The sequence below is a fragment of the Kitasatospora viridis genome (genome assembly GCF_007829815.1).
Lineage (GTDB): Bacteria > Actinomycetota > Actinomycetes > Streptomycetales > Streptomycetaceae > Kitasatospora > Kitasatospora viridis.
This window is the reverse complement of the sequence record NZ_VIWT01000001.1, coordinates 5161023-5182418: the sequence shown is the minus strand read 5'-3', so window position 1 is coordinate 5182418 and position 21396 is coordinate 5161023. Positions and strand designations below refer to the sequence as shown.

Genomic DNA, 21396 nt, shown 5'->3' with positions numbered 1-21396 from the left:
GTGGGGGTCACTGCGGCGCGGTGAACCCCGCCCGCTCGGCGAACACCCCGCCCTGGAACCGGCTCTCCGCCCCCAGGGCGAGCAGCGCGTCCGCGATGTGGCGGCGGCAGGTGCGCAGCGAGACGCCCAGCCGGCGGGCGATCACCTCGTCCTTGTCGCCCTCGGCGAGCATGCCGAGCAGCGCGCGGCGCAGGTCGTCGCCCACCTCGCGGTAGGCGGCGTCGCTGGTGCCGGTGAACGGCGCGGCGGTGGCCCACAGCTGGTCGAACACCCGGCACAGGTAGCCGACGATGTCCGGGTCGCGGACCAGCACCGCGCCGTTGCCGTCGCCGCCCTCGCTGCGGGTCGGCAGGAAGGCCACCGAGCGGTCGAAGACCACGGCGCGGTCCGGCAGTTCGGCGGCGGTGCGGTACTCGGCGCCCGCCGCCGTGAGGGTCTCGACGTAGCCCTGGGTGGCCAGGCTGCCGCGCGCCGAGTGCTGGTAGAGGGTGCGCATCCGGATGCCCCGGCGAAGCAGCGCCAGGTCGCGCTCCACCGACTCGGCCAGCCGGACCGGCTTGCGGCCGCCGCCCGGCTGGATCGCGAACACCTCCCGCTGGCAGCGCGCCGCCTGCTCGCCGAGCATCGCCGAGACGGTCGGCAGGTCGGGCAACCGCTCGCCCTCCGCCTGCCGGTCGCGCTCGCGCAGCGCGGCCCGGTACTTGGGCAGCAGCGCCCGGAGCTGCTCACGGGTGGCCTGGGCGCGCTCGCCGGCCGCCGCGATCCGCGCCTCCAGCGGGCCCAGCGCCTCGGCGGCGGCCGCCTCGGGACTGGCCGGCACCAGCAGCCCGGGCCGGTCGGGTGCCGGTCGGAGCAGCCGCAGGGCGAGCAGCGCCCGCACCGCCGGGTCCCCGTCGGTGTCCGGGCCGCGTTCCAGAGCGCCGGCGGCCAGCACCTGCTCGAACAGGCGCAGCGCCGCCTCGTCCAGCTCCGGCAGTTCGTCGAACTCCGTCCCGTTCTGCACCACTCACCCCTGTTTGCGACCCCCTCCTGAACCTGCCATGCACGCTAATGCCAGCGGACCCCGCTGGACCAGCCGCGCCCTGCCGGGGTGGACTGGACCTTCGGCCCCCACGCCGTGCGGCCGCCCCCACACCGTCCCCGCCCCCTCCGGAGGAGGTTCGCCATGCCCTCGTACATCTGCCGTGACACCAGCTGGATCTGACGCCGAGTCAGCGGGAGTGCCTCAGCCCAGCGCCTTGGCCAGCCGGCCCAGCCCCTCGCCGATCTCGGCCGGGGTGTGGGTGACGAAGGACATCCGCAGGGTCGCCGGATCGGCGCGGCCGGCGTAGAACGGGGCCCCGGGGACGAAGGCGACGTCCAGGGTGACGGCCCGGCGCAGGCACTCGGTCGCGTCGTGGCCCTCGGGCAGCCGCACCCACAGGAACATCCCGCCGGTGGGCCGGTTCCAGGCGCTGCCGGCGGGCAGCGCGGCGGGCAGGCCGGCCAGCAGCGCGTCCCGGCGCTCCCGGTAGGCGGCGGTCACGGTGGCCAGGTGCGCGTCCAGGTCGTGGTCGGCGAGGTAGCGGGCGGCGGCGGCCTGGTCGACCGTCGAGGTGTGCAGGTCGGTGGCCTGCTTGGCGATCACGCAGGCCCGCAGCAGCGCCGCCGGGGCGCGCAGCCAGCCGAGCCGCAGACCGGGCGCCAGCACCTTGGAGAAGCTGCCGAGCAGCACCGTGCGGTCGGCCGCCCCGGGCAGCCCGCAGAGCCAGGGCTGCGCCTCGCCCTCGTACCGCAGCTCGCCGTACGGGTCGTCCTCGACCACCCAGAGGCCCTCCCGCTCGGCGACCTCGACGACGGCGCGGCGGCGCTCGGCGGGCATCGTGCGGCCGGTCGGGTTCTGGAAGTTCGGCACCAGGTAGAGCAGTTTGGGCCGCTCGGCGCGGACCAGCTCGACCAGCGCCGCCGGGTCCACCCCGTGCTCGTCGGTCGGCACCGGCAGCACCCGGGCGCCGGCCAGCGCGAAGCACTGCAGGGCGGCCAGGTAGCTGGGGTCCTCGACCAGCACGGTGTCACCGGGCTCCAGCAGCGCGGTGGCGAGCAGCCCGAGGCCCTGCTGCGAGCCGCTGGTGACCAGCAGGTCGTCGGGCTCGGTGGCCAGGCCGCGCGCGGTGTACCGGGCGGCGACGGCGGCCCGCAGCTGCGGGTCGCCCTCGGTGGTGGAGTACTGCAGCACCTGGTGCGGGCGCTCGGCGAGCACCCGGTCGAAGGCGGCCCGCAGGCCCTCGGCGTCGAACAACTCGGGGGCGGGCAGGCCGCCGGCGAAGGAGATCACCTCCGGACGGGCGGTCAGCGCGAGGATCTCGCGCACCGCGGAGGCACCGACGGCGGCGGCGCGGGCGGCCAGGGCTGGGGCATCGGCTCGACTCGTCATGCCGGGCAGCCTGGCAGAAACGATCAACCGCCGTCGGGCCCGCTCACAGTGCGGTCAGCGGCCCGTCAGTAGACGAGGTAGGCCGGGCGGTGGCCCTCGTCCTGGATCTCCCCCGCCGACTGGGCGCGCAGCCGGCGCGACAGGTCGTCCAGCGCCCGCCAGGCGGCCACCTCCTCGCCGATCCGGGCCAGCGGCCGGTCCTCGGTGCTGCGGACCGCCTCGCCGTGGCCCTGCAGCTGCGGGGCCCGGGTTCCGACCAGCCGGGCGTCACAGACGGTGTTCACACCGTCTGCCTCGAAGCTCAGCTCGACATCCCATTGGTTGTGCATGGTGGACCTCCTCGTCCCCACCAGCGTCACTCCGGCGCGCCCGGGCTGCAAGCGCCGCCCCGGCCTTGCCCAACGACACTGGGCCGAGCACGATGTGACGCAGCGTCCACCCGCCACAGGAGGCCCCGCGATGCCGATCCTGCCCGAGCCGCCGGAGCTCCCGGAGCCGCCCGAGCTGCCGCGCACCGACGACCTGCCCGACCTCCCGCAGCTGCCCGAGCCCGGCCACCTGCCGGACGCCCCGCACCTGCCCGAGCCGTACGACCTCCCGGACGCCCCGCAGTTGCCCGAGCTGCACCACCTGCCGGACATCCCGCACCTGCCCGAACTCCACCACCTGCCGGACATCCCGCACCTGCCCGAACTCCACCACCTCCCCGACATCCCGCACCTGCCCGAGCCGGGGCAGCTGCCGGACGCCCCGCAGCTGCCCGACGTCGAGCTGCGCGGGCCCGCACGTCTGCCCGCGCCGCCGCGGCTGCCCGGGCCGCCGGCGCTGCCGGACGGCCCCGACCTGCCGGACGCCCCGGACCTGCCCCGGTAGGACGCGCCCGCCGACCGTCAGCCGGGCCCGGCGGCGGCGCGGCGGACGTCGGCCACCAGCCGCGAGCCCGTGAACGCCGCGGCCACCTGGAGCAGCCAGGTGGCCTCCGCGTCCACCGTGCCCGCGAGTTCCTGCGGCGCCCACTCCTGGCACTCGGCGGCGCGCCGGCCGCAGCGGCGGGACTCCAGCGCGGCGGCCAGCGCGGCCGCCTCCAGCACCGCGCCGTGCGGATCGCCCTCCCCCGCGGCGGCGGTGATCCACTCGGGCAGCTCGGCCGGCAGGTGCGGCCGCAGCGCGAGCTGGCCGTCGCGGATCTCGATGATCCGCCGGTAGAGCGCGAACTCGGCCGCGCGCAGCGGCGGCCGCCGGTTCGGCCGCGGGGCCAGCGCGATGCCGGGGACCGCGGTGTGCAGCGCGGACCAGAGCGGCCCGAGCGCCCGGTAGCGGCGGCGGGCCCGCAGCCAGCGCAGCGGCGCGGTGATCCTGGCACCCCAGCGGGTGGCGCCCCACACCGTGACGGTCGCGCCGCCCACCGCGAACGAGGCGCACAGGACGCCCAGCACGTTGGACGGGGTGTCCTCGCCGACGCCCTGGCTGCCCCGGATCAGCACGTCCGCCACGTCGTCCAGCGTCCACAGGCTCCACACCACGCCGACCCCGACCGCGGCGGTCATCAGCCGCAGCCCGGTGCGCAGCAGCCCGGCCTCGACCAGCCGGGCCTGCCGGGTCAGCACGGCGCCCAGCACCACCAGGCAGCAGACCGGGTAGCCCATGAAGAGCACGTCGTAGCAGGCCAGCAGCCAGCGCCCGGTGCCGTGCACCACCAGCGCGTCGCCCCGCATCGCGAGGCCCGCCCCGCGCATGCAGAGCGCCATCAGCGCCGGCACGGCCAGCGCGGCGGCCAGCCAGCGCCGGATCCACCGGCGCAGCCGGGGCCGGGCCTCGGGCTCGCTGCGGGCCCGCAGTCCGAGGGCCAGCAGCACCAGCAGGCTGACCGCCAGGGTCTTCAGGTCGTCGCCGAACACCTTCACCGAGTCCGGCGGGCCGGCGCCGGCCCGGCTGATCGCGGCGACCGTGGCGGGTGCCAGCGCCACCAGGGCCGCGCCCATGCAGAGCGCGAAGCCGATCGCGTAGCGCTGCGCCTGGTCGTCGGGGTGGGCGCGCGCGGCGTGCATCCGCTGCGCCGCGAAGAGCAGGAAGAGGGTGGCGGAGAGGTAGGCCTCCAGGTCGGCCGGGCCCAGCTCAACCACGGCCGCCGCCCCGCCCCGGCGTGCCGAACACCGAGTCGACCCAGGAGAGCTGACTGTCCGTCACCAGGCCGACCGGGCCCTTGGACTGCACCCGGTGCAGGATCATCGAGGCGACCAGTTCGGCCTCCTGCTCCTGCGGCTCCGCGTACACCGTGCGCCCCAGCACCCGTTGGACCAGCGCGCCGGAGAGGTTGGGCAGCAGCGCCTCGGCCGCCGACAACCGGGTGCCCGGGTCCTCGTGGTGCCCGCAGAGCAGGTGGGCGGCCTCGTGCAGCAGGATGTGCTGCTGGTGCAGCGGGGTGGTGTCGGCCAGGTAGAGGATGCAGTCGGCCCGGTCGGTGGTGACCAGCAGACCGCAGGGCAACTGCGGGCGGGCCGTCACCGGGATCAGTTCGATCGGCCGGCCGCGCCGCGCGGCGAGCAGCCGGATGAACCCGGTGACGTCGAACGGGTCGGGCAACTCCAGTTCGTCCACCCGCCGTTGGCAGCGCTGCCAGAGTTGCCGCCGCTGCCGGCCCAGCCCCTTCCAACTCCGCACCGATGTCCTCCCCTCGGCCGGCCCGCCCTGCCCGGCGGGCGCGACCGTCCGTTCCACCACCGGCGCCGTGCGCCGGTGTCCCGCCGCGGCTACTTGCCCCCTGCCGAGCCCTCGCGGCGGGCGATCACGTCGATCAGATCGCTGATCGTACCCACCCCCTCGGGCGAGAGGTTGACCGCTCGCAGGGCCACGCTGCGCACCCCCGCGTCACGCAGCGCGCCGAGCAGCTCCAACTCCTGGGCGATCGCCGCACCCTGCTCGTCGTCGAAGAAGTAGGCGACCGGGACCTGGAAGAACTGCGCGAGCGCCTCCAGGTGGCGCTTGGTCGGATTGTCCCGCCGACCGGTGCGCAACTGCCAGAGGTAGGTGGCTGAGAAACTCTCCCCGGTGGCCTCGCGGCAGGCCTTGGCGACCTCCTCGTGGCTGTACTGCTCACGGTTGGGCCGGCGGACGACCCGGAACAGGCCATCGATCTTCTCGGCCAGCGTCGTGGCCTCCGCTTCCGACATCCCACACCTCCAGGACCGCCCCCGTACCACTCCAGCACGCGCGGACGCAGCATTCGTTGCCGTTCATCCTAGTTCAGCCGGTGACTCGCTGTCAGTGTCCTTCGTCCGCACCCGCACCGTGCCGCCCTTGCCCGGGGCCGGGGATCGGAGTTGGATGGCGGTATCGGATGTTGGGCGCCGCCGCCCCGACCGGCCCGCGGCCTGATCCGGGGAGCACCGGCATGATCACCGAACTGGCCGTGGAACACGTCGCGTTCACCTGCGGGCACTGCTGGAACCAGTGGGCCGCAGACTACGACGTCCTGCACTACCGGGACGAGGACGGCGCCGACTGGGAGAGCTTCTCCCGGTCCGGCATCCCGACCGCCTCCCCGTACGAGACGGCCGGGGCGCCGCCCTGTCCGCAGTGCCACCGGCACTGGGTGGGGCACCTGGCCGAGCGCCACCTGCTGCCGCTGCCCGGCACCGCCTGAGCGCTCAGCCGGCGACCGCCGCCTCCGCGAGCTCCTCCTCCCGCGCCGCCGGGCTCTCGACCGCGCCCGCCGCGCGCCGCTCGTACCAGGCCCCGGCCACCGCCAGCAGCGCGCCCGCGGCCAGCCAGAGCACCAGCGAGACCACCCGGCCGGCCAGGCCCGCGCCGCCGTCGAAGTAGAGGATCGACCGGGTGCCCTCGACGAAGCCGGCCCCGTCGTAGAACCGGTGCAGCAGGCCGAACGGCGCCGGCTGCAGCTCGGGGCGGAAGATGCCGCCGGAGCTGGTGAAGTTGAGCATCACGAACAGCACCATGGTGGTCAGCGTGGTCCACCGCTTGAGGAAGCTGTGCAGGCCGATCCCGACCAGCACGACGCCGGCCGAGTAGAGCCAGCCGAGCGCCCAGACCGCCGCCAGGTCGTGGTCCACCACGTGGAAGACCGGCCCGGCCGTGACGATCCCGATCGTGCTGACCACCAGCGAGACGGCCAGCCCGACCAGCGCCCGCAGCCGCATCGACAGCGCCGCGCCGGCCGCGCCGATCACCGCCACGCTGCCGTAGGAGCCGATGCTCAGCGCCACCAGCAGGAAGAAGAGGCCCTGGCCGGTCGGGTCGCCGGGCGCGGTCGGGATCAGGTCGGTGGTGTGCAGCGGCACGCCCTGGGCGGCCGCGACCTGGCCGAAGGCCTGCTCGGCGGCGGTCGCCGAGGTGGCCGAACTGGCGGTGGCGACCAGCAGTTCGGGGCTGCGCGGGTCGGGCACGAAGGCGCCGACCAGCGAGCGCTGCTCGACCTGGTGGGCGGCGGCGGCCCGGTCGGCGACCACCGAGACGTCGAGCGCGCTGCCCGCCCTGCCCTGGATCCCGTCGGCGAGCGCGCGGACCTGCGGCCCCTCGCCGACCACGGCCACCTTGAGGTGGTGCGGGGTCGGCTGGTGGAAGGCGCCCTGGTAGGCGAGCGCCATGCCCAGGCACATCAGCAGCGGGGTGAGCAGGTGGAGGGCGAGGTGGGTGAGGGTGTGCCTGGTGGTGTTGTTCATGGACGCACTTGGCCAATCTAGGTGCAATCTACAACTGATACAGATGCACTATACAACCGAAACCCCGCGCCGCGCATTCCCCCGGACCCGCCTCGGCTACGGCACCACCGTCACCGGCCACCGCCCGGCCCGCACCAGCCGCACCGCCAGCGAGCCCAGCAGCCGGTGCCCGAGCTTCTCCGAGCAGCCCACCAACACCCCGTCCGCCCGCACCTCGTCGGCCAGCGCCGCGATCTCGGTGAACGGATCGCCGGTGCGGCTCACGAAGCCCGCCCGCACCCCGCGGTCCCGGGCCGCCTGCTCGACCAGCCCGCGCAGCTCCGCCGCCGTCTCCTCGGCCCCCTCGCGCAGCGCCTGCGCCGCGTACGCGCTGGTGCCGGCCAGCGCGCCGACCGTCTGCACGTACACCGCGACCAACCGGCTGCCCTGGCGCCTGGCCAGCCCGGCCGCGTAGGCGGCGGCCCGCAGCGAGGTCACCGAACCGTCCACCGCGACCAGCAGCGTGGTCGGCCCGTCCGTCCCCAGTTCGAACTGCTCCCCGGTCTCCATGACGGTCAGTATGTCCCGCCCGCCCCGGCCGGCCGGCCCGCCGACACGGCGGGGCTGCCGACACGGTGGGGCTGCTGGCACGGTGGGGCTGCTGACACGGTGGGAAAATGGGGGATGCCTGAGCGGGAACCCCCTTCGAACGGTCGGCGGCCATGGACGCAGTCGGACAGGAGAGCGGTGGCGCCGCCCGCCGCGGTGCGGCGGACGGCGCTGACGGCCGCTCCGAGCCCCCGCTGATCGTGCCGATCGCCACCGCGCTGCTGCGCCGCGACGGCCGCATCCTGCACTGGAGCGACGACGCCGCGGAACTCCTCGGCCACACCGCCGAGGAGGCGATCGGCACCCCCGCCGCCGTGCTGCTGGCCACCGAGGACCAGCGCCCGCAGGTGCTGGAGCTGTTCGAGCGGATCCTGTCCGGCCGGTCCTGGTCCGGCGTCTTCCCGGTCCGGCACCGCTCCGGCCACCTGGTCAACCTGGAGTTCCGCACCCACCCGGTGACCGGCCCGGACGGCGAGCCGCTGGTGCTCGCGGTGGCCTCCGACGTGACCTCGCTGCGCCGGATCCAGGCCGACCTGGCGGTGCTGGACGGCTTCTTCACCCAGTCCCCGGTCGGCATGGCGGTCTACGACGAGCAGCTCAGGTTCGTCCGGCTCAACCAGGCGCTGGCCCAGGTCAACGGCATGACGGTGGCCGAGCACGTGGGCCGGCGGATCTCCGAGGTGCTGCCCGGCATCAACGGCGCCGAGATCGAGGCCGTGATGCGGCAGGTGCTGATCACCGGCGAGCCGGTGCTGGACGCCCGCTCGCACGGCCGCACCCCCGGCGACCCGCACCACGACCACGCCTGGTCGGCCTCCTACTTCCGGCTGGAGGACCCGCCCGGGCAGGTCCACGGCGTCTGCTCGACCATCGTCGACGTCACCGACCACTACCTCGCCGAGTTCCGGGCCGCCCGGGCGCAGGACCGGCTGGCCCTGCTGGTGGACGCCACCGCCTCCATCGGCACCACCCTGGACCTGCACACCACCGCCCGGGAGCTGGCCGAGGCGATGGTGCCCCGGGTGGCCGACCTGAGCGGCGTCTTCGCGCTGGACCCGCTGGTCGGCTCGGCCGACTCGGCCGCCACCGGCAGCCACGCCCCGCTGCGGGTGCGCCGGTTGGCGCTGGCCGCCGCCGACCCCGGCTACCCGCTCGACCGCCTGCCGATCGACGGCGTCTACGAGGTGCCGCCCGGCTCCGCCTACGCCCGGGCGATGACCGGCGCGCGGACCGTGGTCGTGCCGTCCTGGGAACTGCCGCCGCTGACCGGGGCGCTGACCAGCGTTCAGCTGCGCAGCTTCCTCGGCCGGCGGTCCCGATCGGTGCGGATCACCCCGCTGGTGGCCCGCGGCACGGTGCTCGGCATGGTGGTCTACTCGCGGCGCGGCGAGCGCGAGTCCTTCGCCGAGGCGGACATCACCCTCGGCGACGAGCTGACCTCCCGGGCCGCCGTGGCGATCGACAACGCCCGGCTCTACACCCTGGAGCGGCGGGCCGCCGAGGCCCGCCGCCAGGCCCTGGTGCAGGCCCGCGAGGCGACCGACCGGCTGGCCCTGCTGAACGAGGCATCCTCCCGGATCGGCACCACCCTGGACCTGCCGCGCACCGCCGAGGAACTGGTCGAGGTGGTGCTCGGCCGGTTCGCCGACTTCGTCACCGTCGACCTGCTGGAGGCCGTGCTGATCGGCGCGGAGGGCGCCGTGGTGCCGCCGTCGGGCACCGTGACGATGCGCGCGGTGGCGGTCGGCGAGGTGGACGCGGGCGGGGTGCTGACCGGCGCCGCCGACCCGGTGGGCGGCAGCTCCCAGTCGGCCGCGCTGTACGCGCAGAGCCTGCGCACCGGCCGGTCGATCCTGGTCGCCGAGGTGGACGAGGAGAACCTGGCCACCATCGTGGCCTCCCCCGACCGGATCCAGCCGGCCCTGGACTCCGGCATCCACTCCTACCTGATGGTGCCGCTGCTGGCCCGCGGCCGGGTGCTCGGCGGCGCCGAGTTCATGCGGATGCACAACCCGGAGCCGTTCACCGAGGCCGACGTGGCGCTCGCCGAGGAGCTGGCCGCGCGGGCCGCGGTGGCGATCGACAACGCCCGGCTCTACCGCCGCGAGCGGGACACCGCGCTGACCCTGCAGCGCAGCCTGCTGCCGCAGCGGGTGCCCGACTCCCCCGGCCTGCAGATCGCCCACCGCTACCTGCCGGCCAGTCAGCTCAGCGAGGTCGGCGGCGACTGGTTCGACGTGGTGCCGCTGCCCTGCGGGCGGGTCGCGCTGGTGGTCGGCGACGTCACCGGGCACGGCCTGCGGGCCGCGGCGACGATGGGTCAGCTGCGCACCGTGGCGCGCACCCTGATCACCCTGGACATGGATCCGGCCCGGGTGCTGCGCCGGCTGGACGAGGCGGCCGCCACCGTCAACGAGGGCACCGGCCACGGGCAGTACGCCACCTGCGTGTGCGTGGTGCTGGACCCGGTGGACCTGGTCGGCACCGCCGCCTGCGCCGGCCACGTGCCGCCGCTGCTGACCGGCCCGGACGGCGAGCCGCAGGTGCTGGAGCTGCCGCCGGGCGCACCGCTCGGGGTGGGCGGGGTGCCGTTCGAGAGCGTGGACTTCGCACTGCCGCCGAACGGCCTGCTGGTGCTCTGCACCGACGGCCTGATCGAGCGCCGGGACCGCGACCTGGACGAAGGGCTGGAGCTGCTGCGGCGCACCGTGGCCGAGCAGCGCGGCGGGCTGGAGGAGAGCTGCGACGCGGTGCTGGACCGGCTGGTCACCGGCGACCGGGAGGACGACATCGCGGTGATCATGGCCCGGGCCGAGCCGATCGGCCCGAACCGGATCGCCACCCTGTCGCTGCGCGGCGACCGGGCCCTGGTCGGCCACGCCCGGCGGTTCACCCGCCGGGTGCTGGCCGGCTGGGGCCTGGACGCGCTGGCCGACCAGGCCGAGCTGCTGACCAGCGAGCTGATCACCAACGCCCTGGTGCACGCCGGCGCCCCGACCCAGCTGCGGCTCTTCCGCCACCAGGTGCTCACCATCGAGGTCTCCGACGTGGACGGGCAGGCGCCCAAGCTGCGCCGGCCGCTGGAGGACGACGAGGGCGGGCGCGGCATGCACCTGGTGAACGAGCTGGCGCACCGCTGGGGCAGCCGGGGCACCAAGGAGGGCAAGGTGGTCTGGTTCGAGCTGGAGCTGCCGCCCGGCAGCCCGGCCTGACCGACCGTCAGAACGCGTTCCCGGAGCCGGTCACCCGCTCCCGGAGCTCCCGCTTGAGCACCTTGCCGGAGGCGTTCTTCGGCAACGCCGCCACGAAGTGCACCGCCTTGGGCGTCTTGTGCGCGGGCAGCCGCTCGCGCAGCCAGGCGATCAGCTCGGCCCCGTCCAGCGGCTCCCGGGCCACCACCACGGCGGTCACCGCCTCGATCCAGTGCGGGTGCGGGACGCCGATCACGGCGGCCTCGGCGACGCCCGGGTGGGCGAAGAGCACGTCCTCCACCTCGCGGGAGGCGACCAGCACGCCGCCGGTGTTGATCACGTCCTTGATCCGGTCCACCACGTAGAGGTAGCCGTCGGCGTCCCGGCGGACCAGGTCGCCGGAGCGGAACCACTCGCCGTCGAAGGCGGCCGCGGTCTCCTCCGGCTTGTCCCAGTAGCCGGTGCACAGTTGGGGCGAGCGGTAGACCAGTTCGCCGGGCTCGTCGGGCGGCAGTTCGCGGCCCTGCGGGTCCACCACCCTGGCCTCGACGAAGAGCACCGTGCGGCCGGCCGAGCCGGGCCGGTCGGCGTGCTCCTCGGGGCGCAGCACGGCGGCCAGCGGGGCGATCTCGGACTGCCCGAAGGCGTTGTAGAAGCCGGTGCCCGGCAGGGCCGCGCGCAGCCGTTCCAGCACCGGGGCGGGCATCACCGAGGCGCCGTAGTAGGCCTTCTCCAGCGCGCCCAGGTCGGTGGTCGGGAAGTCGGGGTGGGCGGCCAGCGCGGTCCACACGGTGGGCGGGGCGAAGAAGGAGGTGAGCCGCTCGGCGGCGAGCAGCCGCAGCACCTGGGCCGGGTCCGGGCTCTGCACCAGGTGGTTCTCGCAGCCGAGCAGCAGGGCCGGCAGCAGGAAGACGTGCAGCTGCCCGGAGTGGTAGAGCGGCAGGGCGTGCAGCGGGCGGTCGCCCTCGCGCAGGTCGAGGCCGACCACGGCGGACAGGTACTCGTGCAGCAGCGCCCGGTGGGTCATCATCGCGCCCTTGGGGGCGGCGGTGGTGCCGGAGGTGTAGAGCAGCTGGGCCAGGTCGGTGTCGCGGACCGGCACCCCAGGATCCTCGACGGGGCCGTGCTGAGCCACCGTCAGCAGGTCCTCCAGCGGGCGGGTGGTGCCCGCCGGGCGGACTGCCGCGACCAGTTCGCCGAAGGCCGCGTCGTGGAAGAGCGCGGAACTGCCGGACTGCTCGGTGAAGTAGCGCAGTTCGGCGGCGTTGCAGTTGTAGTTGACCGGCACGTGGACCAGGCCGGCCCGGCCGCAGGCGAGGAAGAGCAGCAGGTAGGCGTCGGAGTTGCGGCCGAGCGCGGCCACCCGGTCGCCGGGGCGCAGGCCGAGGGCGAGCAGGTGGGCGGCGGCCCGGGTGACGGCGTCGTCGAGTTCCCGGTAGGTCCAGGAGCGGTCGGTGCCGGGGGCGGTGTAGCGCAGCGCGCGGCGCTCGGGGGTGCGGGCGGCGGAGCGGCGCAGCAGGCCGGGGACGGTGCTCGGGTGGAGCGGGTCCGCGGCTGACGCCGTGTTGGAGAGGTCCATGACAACCAATATTTCCGGACAGCCAAATGGTTATGTTGCGATCTTCATAAAAAGCTCACGGCGCGGCGACCTGTCATGACCCGTCTGACGTGCGATTGTCCGTCTATCGGACGGTCAACTCCGCTCTCGCTGTTGTTCCGTACCCCGCAACCCCTTGTCCGAAAGGCCGCGGGCGCGATGGAATGCGTGAGCTTGTCGGGACGGGCGTTCCAGAGGCACGCGTGCGTCCGACCCCGGTACGCGCGGTCTGGTGACGCCTCCTGACGTCTTATCAGACGAAAGGAAGTTCATGATCGGCTGGCGCAAACCGCAGCTCGCAGCCGTCACCCTCACCGCCGCCTCCCTGGTCCTGGCTTTCGGGACCACCGCGAACGGCGCTCCGGCCGTCCCCGCCCCGAACGCCCAGGCGGCGTCCGAGAGCGGCAACCCGGCCCCGGTGATCGTGATCCTCAAGGACCAGCTCGCGAGTGCCCCGGCGGACGCCGGGCACCTGGACGCCCGCAAGAAGGAGGCGACCCAGGCCCAGGCACCGCTGCTGGCCAAGGTGCGCGCCGGCGGCGGCAGCGACATCAAGAGCTTCGTGGTCGGCAACGCCTTCTCCGCCACGGTCAGCCCGGCCCTGCGGGCCCAGCTGTCCGCGGACCCGGCCGTCGCCCAGGTCATCGCGGACGAGACCGTCCGGGTCACCCCGCCCGCCCCGGCCAAGGCCGGCACGGACCAGGCCGACGGGACCGGTGCTGCCAAGCCGGCCGGCACCGCCAAGGCCGCCACCACGCCCTCGGTCGCCAAGGGCGACGCGCAGGACCCGAACGCCGTCTGCCCCAGCGACCCGAGCAAGCCGCTGCTGGAGCCCGAGGCGCTGTACTCGACCCACACCGAGTCCAGCCCCGGCGCCCCCGGCGCGCACGAGATCGCCGACGGCACCGGCGTCAAGGTCGCCTACATCGCGGACGGCCTGGACCCGAACAACCCGGACTTCATCCGCCCCGACGGCTCGCACGCCGTGGTGGACTACCAGGACTTCTCCGGCCAGGGCTTCTTCAGCCCCGCCGGTGACGCCGAGGCCTTCGGCGACGCGTCCGCGATGATCGCCCAGGGGACCCAGAGCTACGACCTGTCGAAGTTCGTCAACCCGAGCCACCCGCTGCCGGCCGGCTGCAACATCCGGATCGAGGGCATCTCGCCGGGCGCCTCGCTGGTCGCGCTCAAGGCCGGTGGCGACCTCTTCCCGAACTCCGCGATCCTGCAGTCGATCGACTACGCCGTCACGGTCGCCCACGTGGACGTCCTGAACGAGTCCTTCGGCAGCAACGTGACGCCGGACAGCGGCGCGCACGACACCATCTCGCTCTTCAACGACATGGCCGTCAAGGCCGGTGTCACGGTCACCGTCTCCAGCGGCGACGCCGGCATCAACGGCACCGTGGGCACCCCGTCGACCGACCCCAACGTGATCTCCGCCGGGGCCTCGACCGACAACCAGTCGTACGCGCAGACCGGTTACGCGGCCTTCCAGTTCTCCAACGGGACCTGGGCCAACAACCGGATCTCGGCGCTCTCCTCCGGCGGCGTCACCCAGGCCGGCAAGACCGTCGACCTGGTCGCCCCCGGTGAGTCCGACTGGGCGCTCTGCTCGCCGGACGTCTCGATCTACACCGAGTGCACCAACTTCAACGGCCAGGGCAGCCCGATCCAGCCGTTCGGTGGCACCAGCCAGGCCGCCCCGCTGACCGCCGGCGCCGCCGCCGACGTCATCCAGGCCTACCGCGACGGCCACAACGGCCAGTCGCCGACGCCCGCCCTGGTGAAGAAGTTCCTCACCGGCACCGCCTCCGACCTGGGCCTGCCGGCCGAGGAGCAGGGCGCCGGCCTGCTGAACGTGCGCGGCGCCGTCGAGGCCGCCCGCGGCTACCAGGCCCCGGCCGGTTCGACGGACAGCAGCACCGTCGCGGTGACCACCGGTCAGATCAACGACACCGGCGCGGTGGGCACCTCCCGCACCGCCGACGTGACCGTGGTCAACACCAGCGCGAAGCCGCAGACCGTGTCCGCGAGCACCCGCGTCTTCACGCCGCAGAGCGACGCCCAGCAGACGGTGCAGATCAACTCCAGCACCGACCCGCAGTTCTCGTACGCGACCAACGGCGCGCCGTGGGTCTCGCACAAGGCCACCTTCACCGTCCCCGCCGGCGCCGACCGGCTGGCCGCGTCGATAGCGTGGCAGGGCGCCCCGCAGGCCAACGGCAACTCCACCGTCACCCCGGTGGTCCGGATGACCCTGCTGGACCCCTCCGGCCGGTTCCAGACCAACACCCGCCCGCAGGGCGGCGCGGTCTCGCCGAACTTCGGCATCGTGGACGTCCCGCACCCGGTGGCCGGCACCTGGACCGCCGTCCTCTACACCCCGGCGGGCACGGCCGGCTTCACCGGCCCGGTGCAGCTGGACGCCTCCACCCAGAAGGCGGTGCCGGCCGGCGCCGTCAGCCCGCAGGTGACCGACCTGAAGCCGGGTCAGTCCAAGACCCTCAAGGTCCAGCTGACCACCCCGGCCGCCGGCGGTGACGCCACCGAGTCGGTCGTGATCGCCGGCTCCAACGGCACCACCACCAGCGTCCCGGTCGTGCTGCGCAGCCTGGTTCCGCTGAACGGCAACACCGGTACCTTCACCGGCACCGTCACCGGCGGCAACGGCCGGGCCAGCTCGCCCGCCCAGAGCTTCTCCTGGGCGTTCGACGTGCCGAAGGGCCACCAGGACCTGCGGGTCGGCCTGACCGTCGCCAAGGACCCGAACCTGATCATGCAGGGCGTGCTGATCAGCCCGAACGGCACCCCGATCGACGCCGAGTCCAACGCGGTCTTCGACACCAACGGCAACCTGACCAGCACCACCGCCGGGGTCTCGGCGACCACCGTCAACCCGGCCGCCGGCCGCTGGCGGTTCGTGCTGAACGTGCTCAACCCGGTCTCCGGCGCCGAGCTCGGCCAGCCCTTCACCGGCACCATCGGCCTGGACCAGAACCAGGCCGCCGCGCCCGGTCTGCCCAACTCGGCGGGCACCAAGCTGCCGGCCGGCAAGCCGGTCAGCGTCACGGTGAACTACACCAACAACACCGCCGCCGTGCAGCAGCTGCTGGCCGACCCGCGCCTGAACAACCGGGTCAACCTGCCGCTGGTGCCGCTGGGCGCCTCCGCCACCGTCACCCTGCCGATGACCACCAGCACCGTGGTGCCGGGCTTCCTGGTCCCGCCGGGCACCGACGGCCTGACCGGTGTGGCGGCCTCCACCACCCCGGCGCAGTTCGAGCTGAGCAGCCCGACCGGTTCGCCCGACCTGTTCGGCGACCTGAAGACGGCCCAGGGCGGCTCGACCATCTCGGTGGTCAAGGACGCCGGCAGCGCCGCGCAGCCGATCGTCCCCGGCTTCTGGAGCACCTACATCCAGCAGATCGGCCCGTTCCCGGCGGCCGGCGCCCCGGCGGGCAGCTCCACGCTGACCGCTTCGGCGCACACCCAGGCCTTCGACCCGGCGGTCTCCTCGACCACCGGCGACCCGTACGCGGCGGCCTGGAACGCGACGGCCCCGGCCGTCACCCCGGTGGTCCTGTCGCCCGGTGCGACGGGCAGCCTGCAGGTCACCATCACGCCCAAGGGCGCCAAGGGCAGCGTGGTGCACGGTGTGCTCTACCTGGTCTCCGGCCCGGCGGGCGCGGCCCTGGCGAACAACAGCTTCGCCACCACGGGTTCGGTGCTGGCGGCCCTGCCGTACAGCTACACCGTGAGCTGATCACCGCTCTCCCGCTCCACGGCGAGGCCGCTCCCACCTGGTGGGGGCGGCCTCGTCCGCGTGTGGCACCCTCTCAGGGTGAACGACGCACCACCGCGCAACCCGATCGGCGCGCACGTCCCCGTGGCCGGGCGCGGCCTGGTCGGCACCGGCCTGGCCTACAACGAGCGGATCGGCGGCGAGGCCGTCCAGGTCTTCGTGGCCAATCCGCGCGGCTGGGCCACCCCCGCCGGCAACCCGGCGCAGGACGAGGCCTTCCGCGCCGCTTGCGCCGAGCGGCGGATCCCGGCCTACGTGCACGCGCCCTACCTGATCAACTTCGGCTCGGACAGCCCCGCCACCCGCGAGCGCTCCACCGACTCGCTGCGCCACTCGCTGCTGCGCGGCCGGGCGATCGGCGCGCTCGGCGTGGTGGTGCACACCGGCTCCTCGATCGGCGCGCACCGGCGGGCCGAGGCGATGGCCCAGGTGCGCGAGGACGTCCGCCCGCTGCTCGACGAGCTGGACGCGCTGGGCGACGACTCCCCCTGGCTGCTGCTGGAGCCGACGGCGGGTCAGGGCGCCTCGCTCTGCTCCCGGTTGGAGGAGCTGGCCGACTACCTGGACGCGCTGGACCGCCACCCCCGGGTCGGCGTCTGCCTGGACACCTGCCACGTCTTCGCGGCCGGCCACGACCTCGCCGCCCCCGACGGCGTCGCCGCCGCCCTGGCCGTCCTGGAGGACGCGGCCGGCCCCGGGCGGCTGCGCCTGATCCACGCCAACGACTCCAAGGACGTCGCCGGCTCCCGCAAGGACCGCCACGCCAACATCGGCGACGGCCACATCGGCGCCTCCCCGTTCCGCGACCTGCTGGCCCACCCCGCCACCGCCGGGGTGCCGCTGATCCTGGAGACCCCGGACCGCTCGGCCGCCCCCGGCCACGGGCACCCGGCGGACGTGGCCCGCCTGAAGGCGCTGCGGGCGGAGGCGGCCGCACGCTGACCCGCACTGACCGGGGCTGACGCGGCGACATATGCCGGACGCGCCCCGCCTCCCCCGCCGCGCGACCGCCGGGCGCCGGGTCGCCGCTCCGGCCGCCAGCTGCGCGGCAAGGATTCCGCAAGGCCGTGTCAGGACTTCCGCCAGCATCCCCGAGCAACCCCCGAGAGGTCGCGGCCCACGCGACCGCCAGCCGAACGGCACACCGAGGGGGAACCGACATGTCATCGGACCAGCAGCAGCGCTCCGGCCCGGTCCGGCGCGACCCGGGCCAGTGGGGGACGCTGCCCGACTGCAAGCGCGTGCTCGTCGTCATCCACAGCACGGTCTACGGCCGCCGCCTCCAGGACCTGCTCCCCGTCTTCCGCGCCGACCTGCGGGTCAGCGTCCAGTTCACCGTCGCCCCGCACGCCTTCAACAGCGGCGTCGAGGCCGTGCTCGCCGACCTCGGCGGCACCGCCCTGCCCTGGGAGGAGGCCTGCCGGACCCGCTTCGACCTCATCCTGACCGCCGGCTCGCAGGGCATGGAACAGCTGACCGGTCCGGTCGTCCGGCTGCCGCACGGGGCCGGGCACATCAAGCTGTCGCGCCCGCAGGACACCGCCGACCGCACCGTGGGCGGCTTCGGCCGCCGCTACCTGACCTGGCAGGGCAAGGTGGTGCCGGTCGCCTTCGCGGTCGCGCACGACGAGGACCTGGCCGCCGTGGCCCGCTGGTGCCCGGAGGCGCTGCCGATCACCGAGGTGGTGGGCGACGCCAGTTACGACCGGATCGCCCTGGGCCTGGGCCAACGCGGCGCTCACCGGGCCGCGTTGGGGCTGCGGGAGGACGAGCGGCTGGTCCTGGTCAGCTCCACCTGGGGGCTCGGCTCGGCCTTCAACCGGCTGGACTCCCTGCTGCCCCGGCTGCTCACCGAACTCCCCGGGTACCGGGTGGCCCTGCTGGTGCACCCGAACGTCTGGGCCGGGCACGGCGCCTGGCAGGTCCGCAGCTGGCTGGCGGACGCCCTCGGCGACCGGATCGTGCTGGTCCCGCCGCAGCACGACTGGCGGCCGGTGCTGATCGCCGCCGACTTCGTGATCGGCGACCACGGCTCGGTCACGCTCTACGGGACGATGACCGACGCGCCGATCCTGATCTCCCGCTACCCCTTCCGGTCCGTCAACCAGGACTCCCCCGGCGCCCAACTCGCCCGCACCGCACCGGCGCTGTCACCCAGCAGGCCGCTCGCGGAGCAGCTCGACTACGCCGCCGAGCGCTACCGGGCCGCCGACTACCGGAAGATCGCGGCCAGGATCTCCTCCCGGCCCGGGTCGTTCAACCAGGGCATCCGCGAACTGCTCTACCGCGTCCTGGAGTTGGGCGAGCCGGCGCACCGGCCGCAGACCGAGCCGCTGGCACTGCCGGAACCGCTGGTCCACCGGGGGCCGCGGTGACCGGGCGGGCGGTGACCGGACGGGCGGTGACCGGGCGGGCGGTGACCGGGCGGGCGACGGCCCTGGTGCTGCTGGCCGGCACCGGGTCCGCGCCGCTGCTGCTCCGGCTGGTCTTCGACGGCGGGCAGCCGCTGCCCGCCTGGCGGGCCGACGAGCACCTGGCGGTGGAGCTCGCCCCGGCCGGGCCGCCCGGGCTCCGGGAGGCGGCCGACGTGCTGTACCGCGACGGCGCCGGTCCCGGGCTGCCCGGCGAGCTGCTGGCCCGTCATCCCGGCTGCCTGGTCGCCGCGCTGGCCCGGCCGGACGGCGTCGTCGACACCGCCTGGCCGCACGGGCGGCTCAGCTGGCGGCCGGCTCCTGGCGGGCGCGGGGTGCCCGCCGGGGTGCTGGGTTCGCTGCTGCACGGCTGCCTGGTGGCGCGGCTTCCGGTGCAGCTGCTGCGGGCCGTTGCGCTGAACGGCCACGCCGGGCCGGCCCGTTCGCTGGCCGTGCGGGTGCCGGTCCGGGCCGCCGCTCACCCGGGGGGACCGGCCTGCGGCTGTGCGCCGGCCAGTCGCTCCACCGTGGACCGCAGCCGTTCGGCGTCCGGCGCGCCCATCCGCTGGTAGCGCGCGAGGGACTCCCGGTAGTGGGCCGAGGCCCGCTCCGGGTCGTCCCTCGCCTCGGCCAGTTCGCCGAGCAGCTCCAGCGTCCGCCCCTCCCAGTAGAGCGACCCCGCGGCCCGGAAGAGCTCCACCGCCCGCTCCAGGGCCTCGGCCGCCGCCGCGTGGTCGCCCAGCACCGTCCGGGCCCGCCCCAGGTGGGCCAGCGCCCGGGCCGCCTCGTAGGGCTCGCCCAGCTCGGTCAGGGTCCGCTGGGCGAGCAGCAGTTCGGGGACGGCGAGGTCGGGGCGGCCGCGGGCGACGGCGATCTCCGCCAGGGTCATCCTGGTCAGCGCCGCGCCCCGCTGGTAGCCGACGGCCAGCCGCAGGCGCAGCGCCCGCTCGAAGCAGTCCTGGGCCTCGTCCAACCGCCCGGCCGCGTGGTGGATCCGGCCGATCCCGTGCAGCGCCTGGCCCTGCGCCTTCGGCTCGCCGCCGGCCAGCGCGGCGGCCAGCGCCTCCTGGAAGAGCGGCATCGCCCGCTCGCCCCGGCCCAGGTTGTAGAGCCGGGTGGCAGTGTCCGTCAGCATCCGGGCCAGCGCCGCCGGGTCGCCCTCGCGGCGGGCCGCCGCGAGCCCCGACTCGTGGACCGCCGAGCCCAGTTCGTGGGCCCGCAGGCGCAGGAAGAGCGGGTGCATGGCGTCGGCCAGCTGCCACACCAGGCCGTCCCAGGCGTGCGCCTCGGCCGTGCGGACGGCCGCCGCCAGGTGTCCGCGCCGGGCGTCCAGCCAGGCCAGCGCGGCCGTCCGGTCACTCTCGGCGAACGGCGCGGGCGGCAGCGGCCGGCGGACGTCGCGGCGCTGGGTCGCGTGGTTGGGGGTCAGCACCCGCTCGGCCGCGGAGCAGGTGGCCAGGTACCACTCCAGCACCCGGCGCAGCGCGTCCTCCCGCTCCCCCGCCGGCTCCAGGTGCCGGGCCCGGCCGGCCGCGTGCAGCCGCACCAGGTCGTGGCACCGGTAGCGGCCGTCGCCCAACTCCTCGACCAGGTTGGCCTCGGCCAGCACGTCGAGCAGGTCCTCGGCCGTCGCGAGGTCCAGCCCGGCCAGCGCGGCGCACTCCGCCGCGCCGAAGTCGGCGAACGGCAGCAGGCCCATCAAGTGGTAGAGCCGGCCCGGGAGTTCGGACAGCCCGGCGCAGCTGGCGTCCAGTGCGCCCTGCACCGCGCTCTCGCCCGCCAGCCGCAGCGCCGCCAGCCGTCCGCTCTCCCGCTCCAGCGCGGCCGCGGCGTCGGCGAGGCTCATCCGGGGCCGGGCCGCCACCCGGGCCGCGACCACGGACAGCGCCAGGGCCAGACCGCCGCAGTGGGCGGCCAGTTCTCGGGCCGCCTCGGGCTCGGCGCCGGTCCGCCCGGACCCGATCCGGTGCGCCAGCACCTCCTCGGAGGCGGATTCGTCCAGCAGGCCGAGCGGCAGGAACGCGGCGCCGTCCACGCCGAGCCCGGTGAGCCGGAAGCGGCTCGCGACGACCACCAGCGCGCCGGGCGCGCCCGGCAGCAACTGGCGGACCTGGGCGGCCGTCACCACGTTGTCCAGCAGCACCAGGACGCGGCGGCCCGCGGTGACGGAGCGCCAGAGTGCCGCGGCCTCGGCCGGGTCCGCGGGGATCCGCTCGACGCCGAAGGCCCGCAGGAAGCCGCCGAGGGTCTCGGCGGGGCCGGCCGGCTCGCCGGGTCCGTGGCCGCGCAGGTCGGCGTAGAGCTGCCCGTCCGGGTAGTCGGCGGCCCGGCGCGCCGCCCAGGCCAGCAGCAGCCCGGTCTTGCCGACGCCGGCCGGCCCGTTCACCACCAGCAGCCAGTGGGTGGTCACCCAGGCGTCGAGGGAGTCGAGTTCGGTGCCACGTCCGACGAACCCGGCGGCGGGCTGCGGCAGCTGACGCGGAATCGGGAGTTCGGTTTTGGCCGAATGCCAGTGCAGCCCGCCGTGCACGTCGCGGGCCTGCACCACGAGACCGCTGAGCCGGGCCGATCCACCGATGCCGTTGTGCTGGATCCGAATGCTCGGCAGCTGTTCGACCCAGGCCAGCAGGGCGAGTTCGAGAGCCCGGTCGGCGGCGGCCCGCCGGATCGCGTACTCGACCAACCCATGGTCCGTCAACTCAGGTTCGTTCA

General features: G+C 75.0%; 17 protein-coding genes. 7 read left to right on the top strand and 10 right to left on the bottom strand.

All coding sequences use genetic code 11. From position 1 onward, the window contains the following. Nucleotides 1–7 precede the first annotated feature (7 nt). From FHX73_RS23375 to FHX73_RS44880, 3 genes are all read right to left on the bottom strand, one after another. Nucleotides 8–1003, bottom strand: coding sequence for a hypothetical protein (locus tag FHX73_RS23375; protein WP_145906875.1), 996 nt, complete (start codon nt 1001–1003; stop codon nt 8–10). 222 nt (nt 1004–1225) lie between these two features. Further along, the gene (locus FHX73_RS23370) at nt 1226–2413 is read right to left on the bottom strand and encodes an aminotransferase-like domain-containing protein (protein ID WP_145906874.1); all 1188 of its coding nucleotides are present in this window, start codon (nt 2411–2413) and stop codon (nt 1226–1228) included. Between the two features lie 65 nt (nt 2414–2478). Next, nucleotides 2479–2742: a dsRBD fold-containing protein gene (locus FHX73_RS44880; RefSeq protein WP_170305009.1), complete on the bottom strand. Its 264-nt coding sequence runs from the start codon at nt 2740–2742 to the stop codon at nt 2479–2481. A 130-nt stretch (nt 2743–2872) separates the two neighbouring features. Here FHX73_RS44880 and FHX73_RS44875 point away from each other — a divergent pair, with 130 nt between their 5' ends. Beyond that, nucleotides 2873–3286, top strand: coding sequence for a hypothetical protein (locus FHX73_RS44875; RefSeq protein WP_170305008.1), 414 nt, complete (start codon nt 2873–2875; stop codon nt 3284–3286). Between the two features lie 17 nt (nt 3287–3303). Here FHX73_RS44875 and FHX73_RS23355 read toward each other — a convergent pair whose 3' ends face one another. The 3 genes from FHX73_RS23355 to FHX73_RS23345 form a co-directional block, all read right to left on the bottom strand. Next, on the bottom strand, nt 3304–4536 hold the full coding sequence (locus FHX73_RS23355) for an MAB_1171c family putative transporter (protein WP_145906871.1): 1233 nt from the start codon (nt 4534–4536) through the stop codon (nt 3304–3306). Continuing rightward, a complete protein-coding gene (locus FHX73_RS23350; RefSeq protein ID WP_211786242.1) occupies nt 4529–5074 on the bottom strand; it encodes a ParH-like protein in 546 nt (181 codons plus the stop codon). Before FHX73_RS23350 ends, FHX73_RS23355 begins: the two co-directional genes overlap by 8 nt. A gap of 89 nt (nt 5075–5163) precedes the next feature. Beyond that, nucleotides 5164–5583, bottom strand: coding sequence for a helix-turn-helix domain-containing protein (locus tag FHX73_RS23345; protein WP_145906870.1), 420 nt, complete (start codon nt 5581–5583; stop codon nt 5164–5166). Between the two features lie 221 nt (nt 5584–5804). Here FHX73_RS23345 and FHX73_RS23340 point away from each other — a divergent pair, with 221 nt between their 5' ends. Further along, the gene (locus FHX73_RS23340) at nt 5805–6056 is read left to right on the top strand and encodes a hypothetical protein (RefSeq protein ID WP_145906869.1); all 252 of its coding nucleotides are present in this window, start codon (nt 5805–5807) and stop codon (nt 6054–6056) included. Between the two features lie 4 nt (nt 6057–6060). On the opposite strand, the gene FHX73_RS23335 is transcribed toward FHX73_RS23340, so the two are convergent. Both FHX73_RS23335 and FHX73_RS23330 read right to left on the bottom strand, forming a co-directional pair. Beyond that, nucleotides 6061–7092 (bottom strand): hypothetical protein, encoded by a 1032-nt coding sequence (locus FHX73_RS23335; protein WP_145906868.1) that lies wholly within the window; start codon nt 7090–7092, stop codon nt 6061–6063. Between the two features lie 96 nt (nt 7093–7188). Beyond that, complete coding sequence (locus tag FHX73_RS23330; protein ID WP_145906867.1) at nt 7189–7641, bottom strand: universal stress protein; 453 nt, start codon at nt 7639–7641, stop codon at nt 7189–7191. A gap of 152 nt (nt 7642–7793) precedes the next feature. Here FHX73_RS23330 and FHX73_RS23325 point away from each other — a divergent pair, with 152 nt between their 5' ends. After that, nucleotides 7794–10892 carry a SpoIIE family protein phosphatase gene (locus FHX73_RS23325; protein WP_145906866.1) on the top strand — a complete coding sequence of 1033 codons (3099 nt, stop codon included), beginning with the start codon at nt 7794–7796 and terminating at the stop codon, nt 10890–10892. A 7-nt stretch (nt 10893–10899) separates the two neighbouring features. Here FHX73_RS23325 and FHX73_RS23320 read toward each other — a convergent pair whose 3' ends face one another. Next, nucleotides 10900–12450 carry a fatty acyl-CoA synthetase gene (locus FHX73_RS23320; RefSeq protein ID WP_145906865.1) on the bottom strand — a complete coding sequence of 517 codons (1551 nt, stop codon included), beginning with the start codon at nt 12448–12450 and terminating at the stop codon, nt 10900–10902. 289 nt (nt 12451–12739) lie between these two features. Between FHX73_RS23320 and FHX73_RS23315 the strand changes: the two genes are divergently transcribed. The 4 genes from FHX73_RS23315 (at nt 12740) to FHX73_RS23300 (ending at nt 19256) form a co-directional block, all read left to right on the top strand. Then, nucleotides 12740–16234 carry a S8 family serine peptidase gene (locus tag FHX73_RS23315; protein ID WP_145906864.1) on the top strand — a complete coding sequence of 1165 codons (3495 nt, stop codon included), beginning with the start codon at nt 12740–12742 and terminating at the stop codon, nt 16232–16234. A 78-nt stretch (nt 16235–16312) separates the two neighbouring features. Beyond that, on the top strand, nt 16313–17215 hold the full coding sequence (locus FHX73_RS23310) for a deoxyribonuclease IV (RefSeq protein ID WP_246213674.1): 903 nt from the start codon (nt 16313–16315) through the stop codon (nt 17213–17215). A gap of 218 nt (nt 17216–17433) precedes the next feature. Further along, complete coding sequence (locus tag FHX73_RS23305; protein WP_145906862.1) at nt 17434–18648, top strand: hypothetical protein; 1215 nt, start codon at nt 17434–17436, stop codon at nt 18646–18648. Continuing rightward, entirely contained in the window at nt 18645–19256 is a 612-nt protein-coding gene (locus FHX73_RS23300) for a hypothetical protein (RefSeq protein ID WP_145906861.1), read from the top strand. The genes FHX73_RS23305 and FHX73_RS23300 overlap by 4 nt, the downstream gene beginning before the upstream one ends. Here the strand turns inward: FHX73_RS23300 and FHX73_RS23295 are convergent. Continuing rightward, nucleotides 19163–21382: a tetratricopeptide repeat protein gene (locus tag FHX73_RS23295; protein ID WP_145906860.1), complete on the bottom strand. Its 2220-nt coding sequence runs from the start codon at nt 21380–21382 to the stop codon at nt 19163–19165. The genes FHX73_RS23300 and FHX73_RS23295 overlap by 94 nt on opposite strands. Nucleotides 21383–21396 lie beyond the last annotated feature (14 nt).

Bases quoted from the DNA above. Each gene is read 5' to 3' on its own strand.
- FHX73_RS44880 (WP_170305009.1), bottom strand. From the start codon at position 2,742: ATGCACAACCAATGGGATGTCGAGCTGAGCTTCGAGGCAGACGGTGTG.
- FHX73_RS23315 (WP_145906864.1), top strand. From the start codon at position 12,740: ATGATCGGCTGGCGCAAACCGCAGCTCGCAGCCGTCACCCTCACCGCC.
- FHX73_RS23320 (WP_145906865.1), bottom strand. From the start codon at position 12,450: ATGGACCTCTCCAACACGGCGTCAGCCGCGGACCCGCTCCACCCGAGC.
- FHX73_RS23370 (WP_145906874.1), bottom strand. From the start codon at position 2,413: ATGACGAGTCGAGCCGATGCCCCAGCCCTGGCCGCCCGCGCCGCCGCC.
- FHX73_RS23325 (WP_145906866.1), top strand. From the start codon at position 7,794: ATGGACGCAGTCGGACAGGAGAGCGGTGGCGCCGCCCGCCGCGGTGCG.
- FHX73_RS23330 (WP_145906867.1), bottom strand. From the start codon at position 7,641: ATGGAGACCGGGGAGCAGTTCGAACTGGGGACGGACGGGCCGACCACG.
- FHX73_RS23305 (WP_145906862.1), top strand. From the start codon at position 17,434: ATGTCATCGGACCAGCAGCAGCGCTCCGGCCCGGTCCGGCGCGACCCG.
- FHX73_RS23340 (WP_145906869.1), top strand. From the start codon at position 5,805: ATGATCACCGAACTGGCCGTGGAACACGTCGCGTTCACCTGCGGGCAC.
- FHX73_RS44875 (WP_170305008.1), top strand. From the start codon at position 2,873: ATGCCGATCCTGCCCGAGCCGCCGGAGCTCCCGGAGCCGCCCGAGCTG.
- FHX73_RS23345 (WP_145906870.1), bottom strand. From the start codon at position 5,583: ATGTCGGAAGCGGAGGCCACGACGCTGGCCGAGAAGATCGATGGCCTG.
- FHX73_RS23335 (WP_145906868.1), bottom strand. From the start codon at position 7,092: ATGAACAACACCACCAGGCACACCCTCACCCACCTCGCCCTCCACCTG.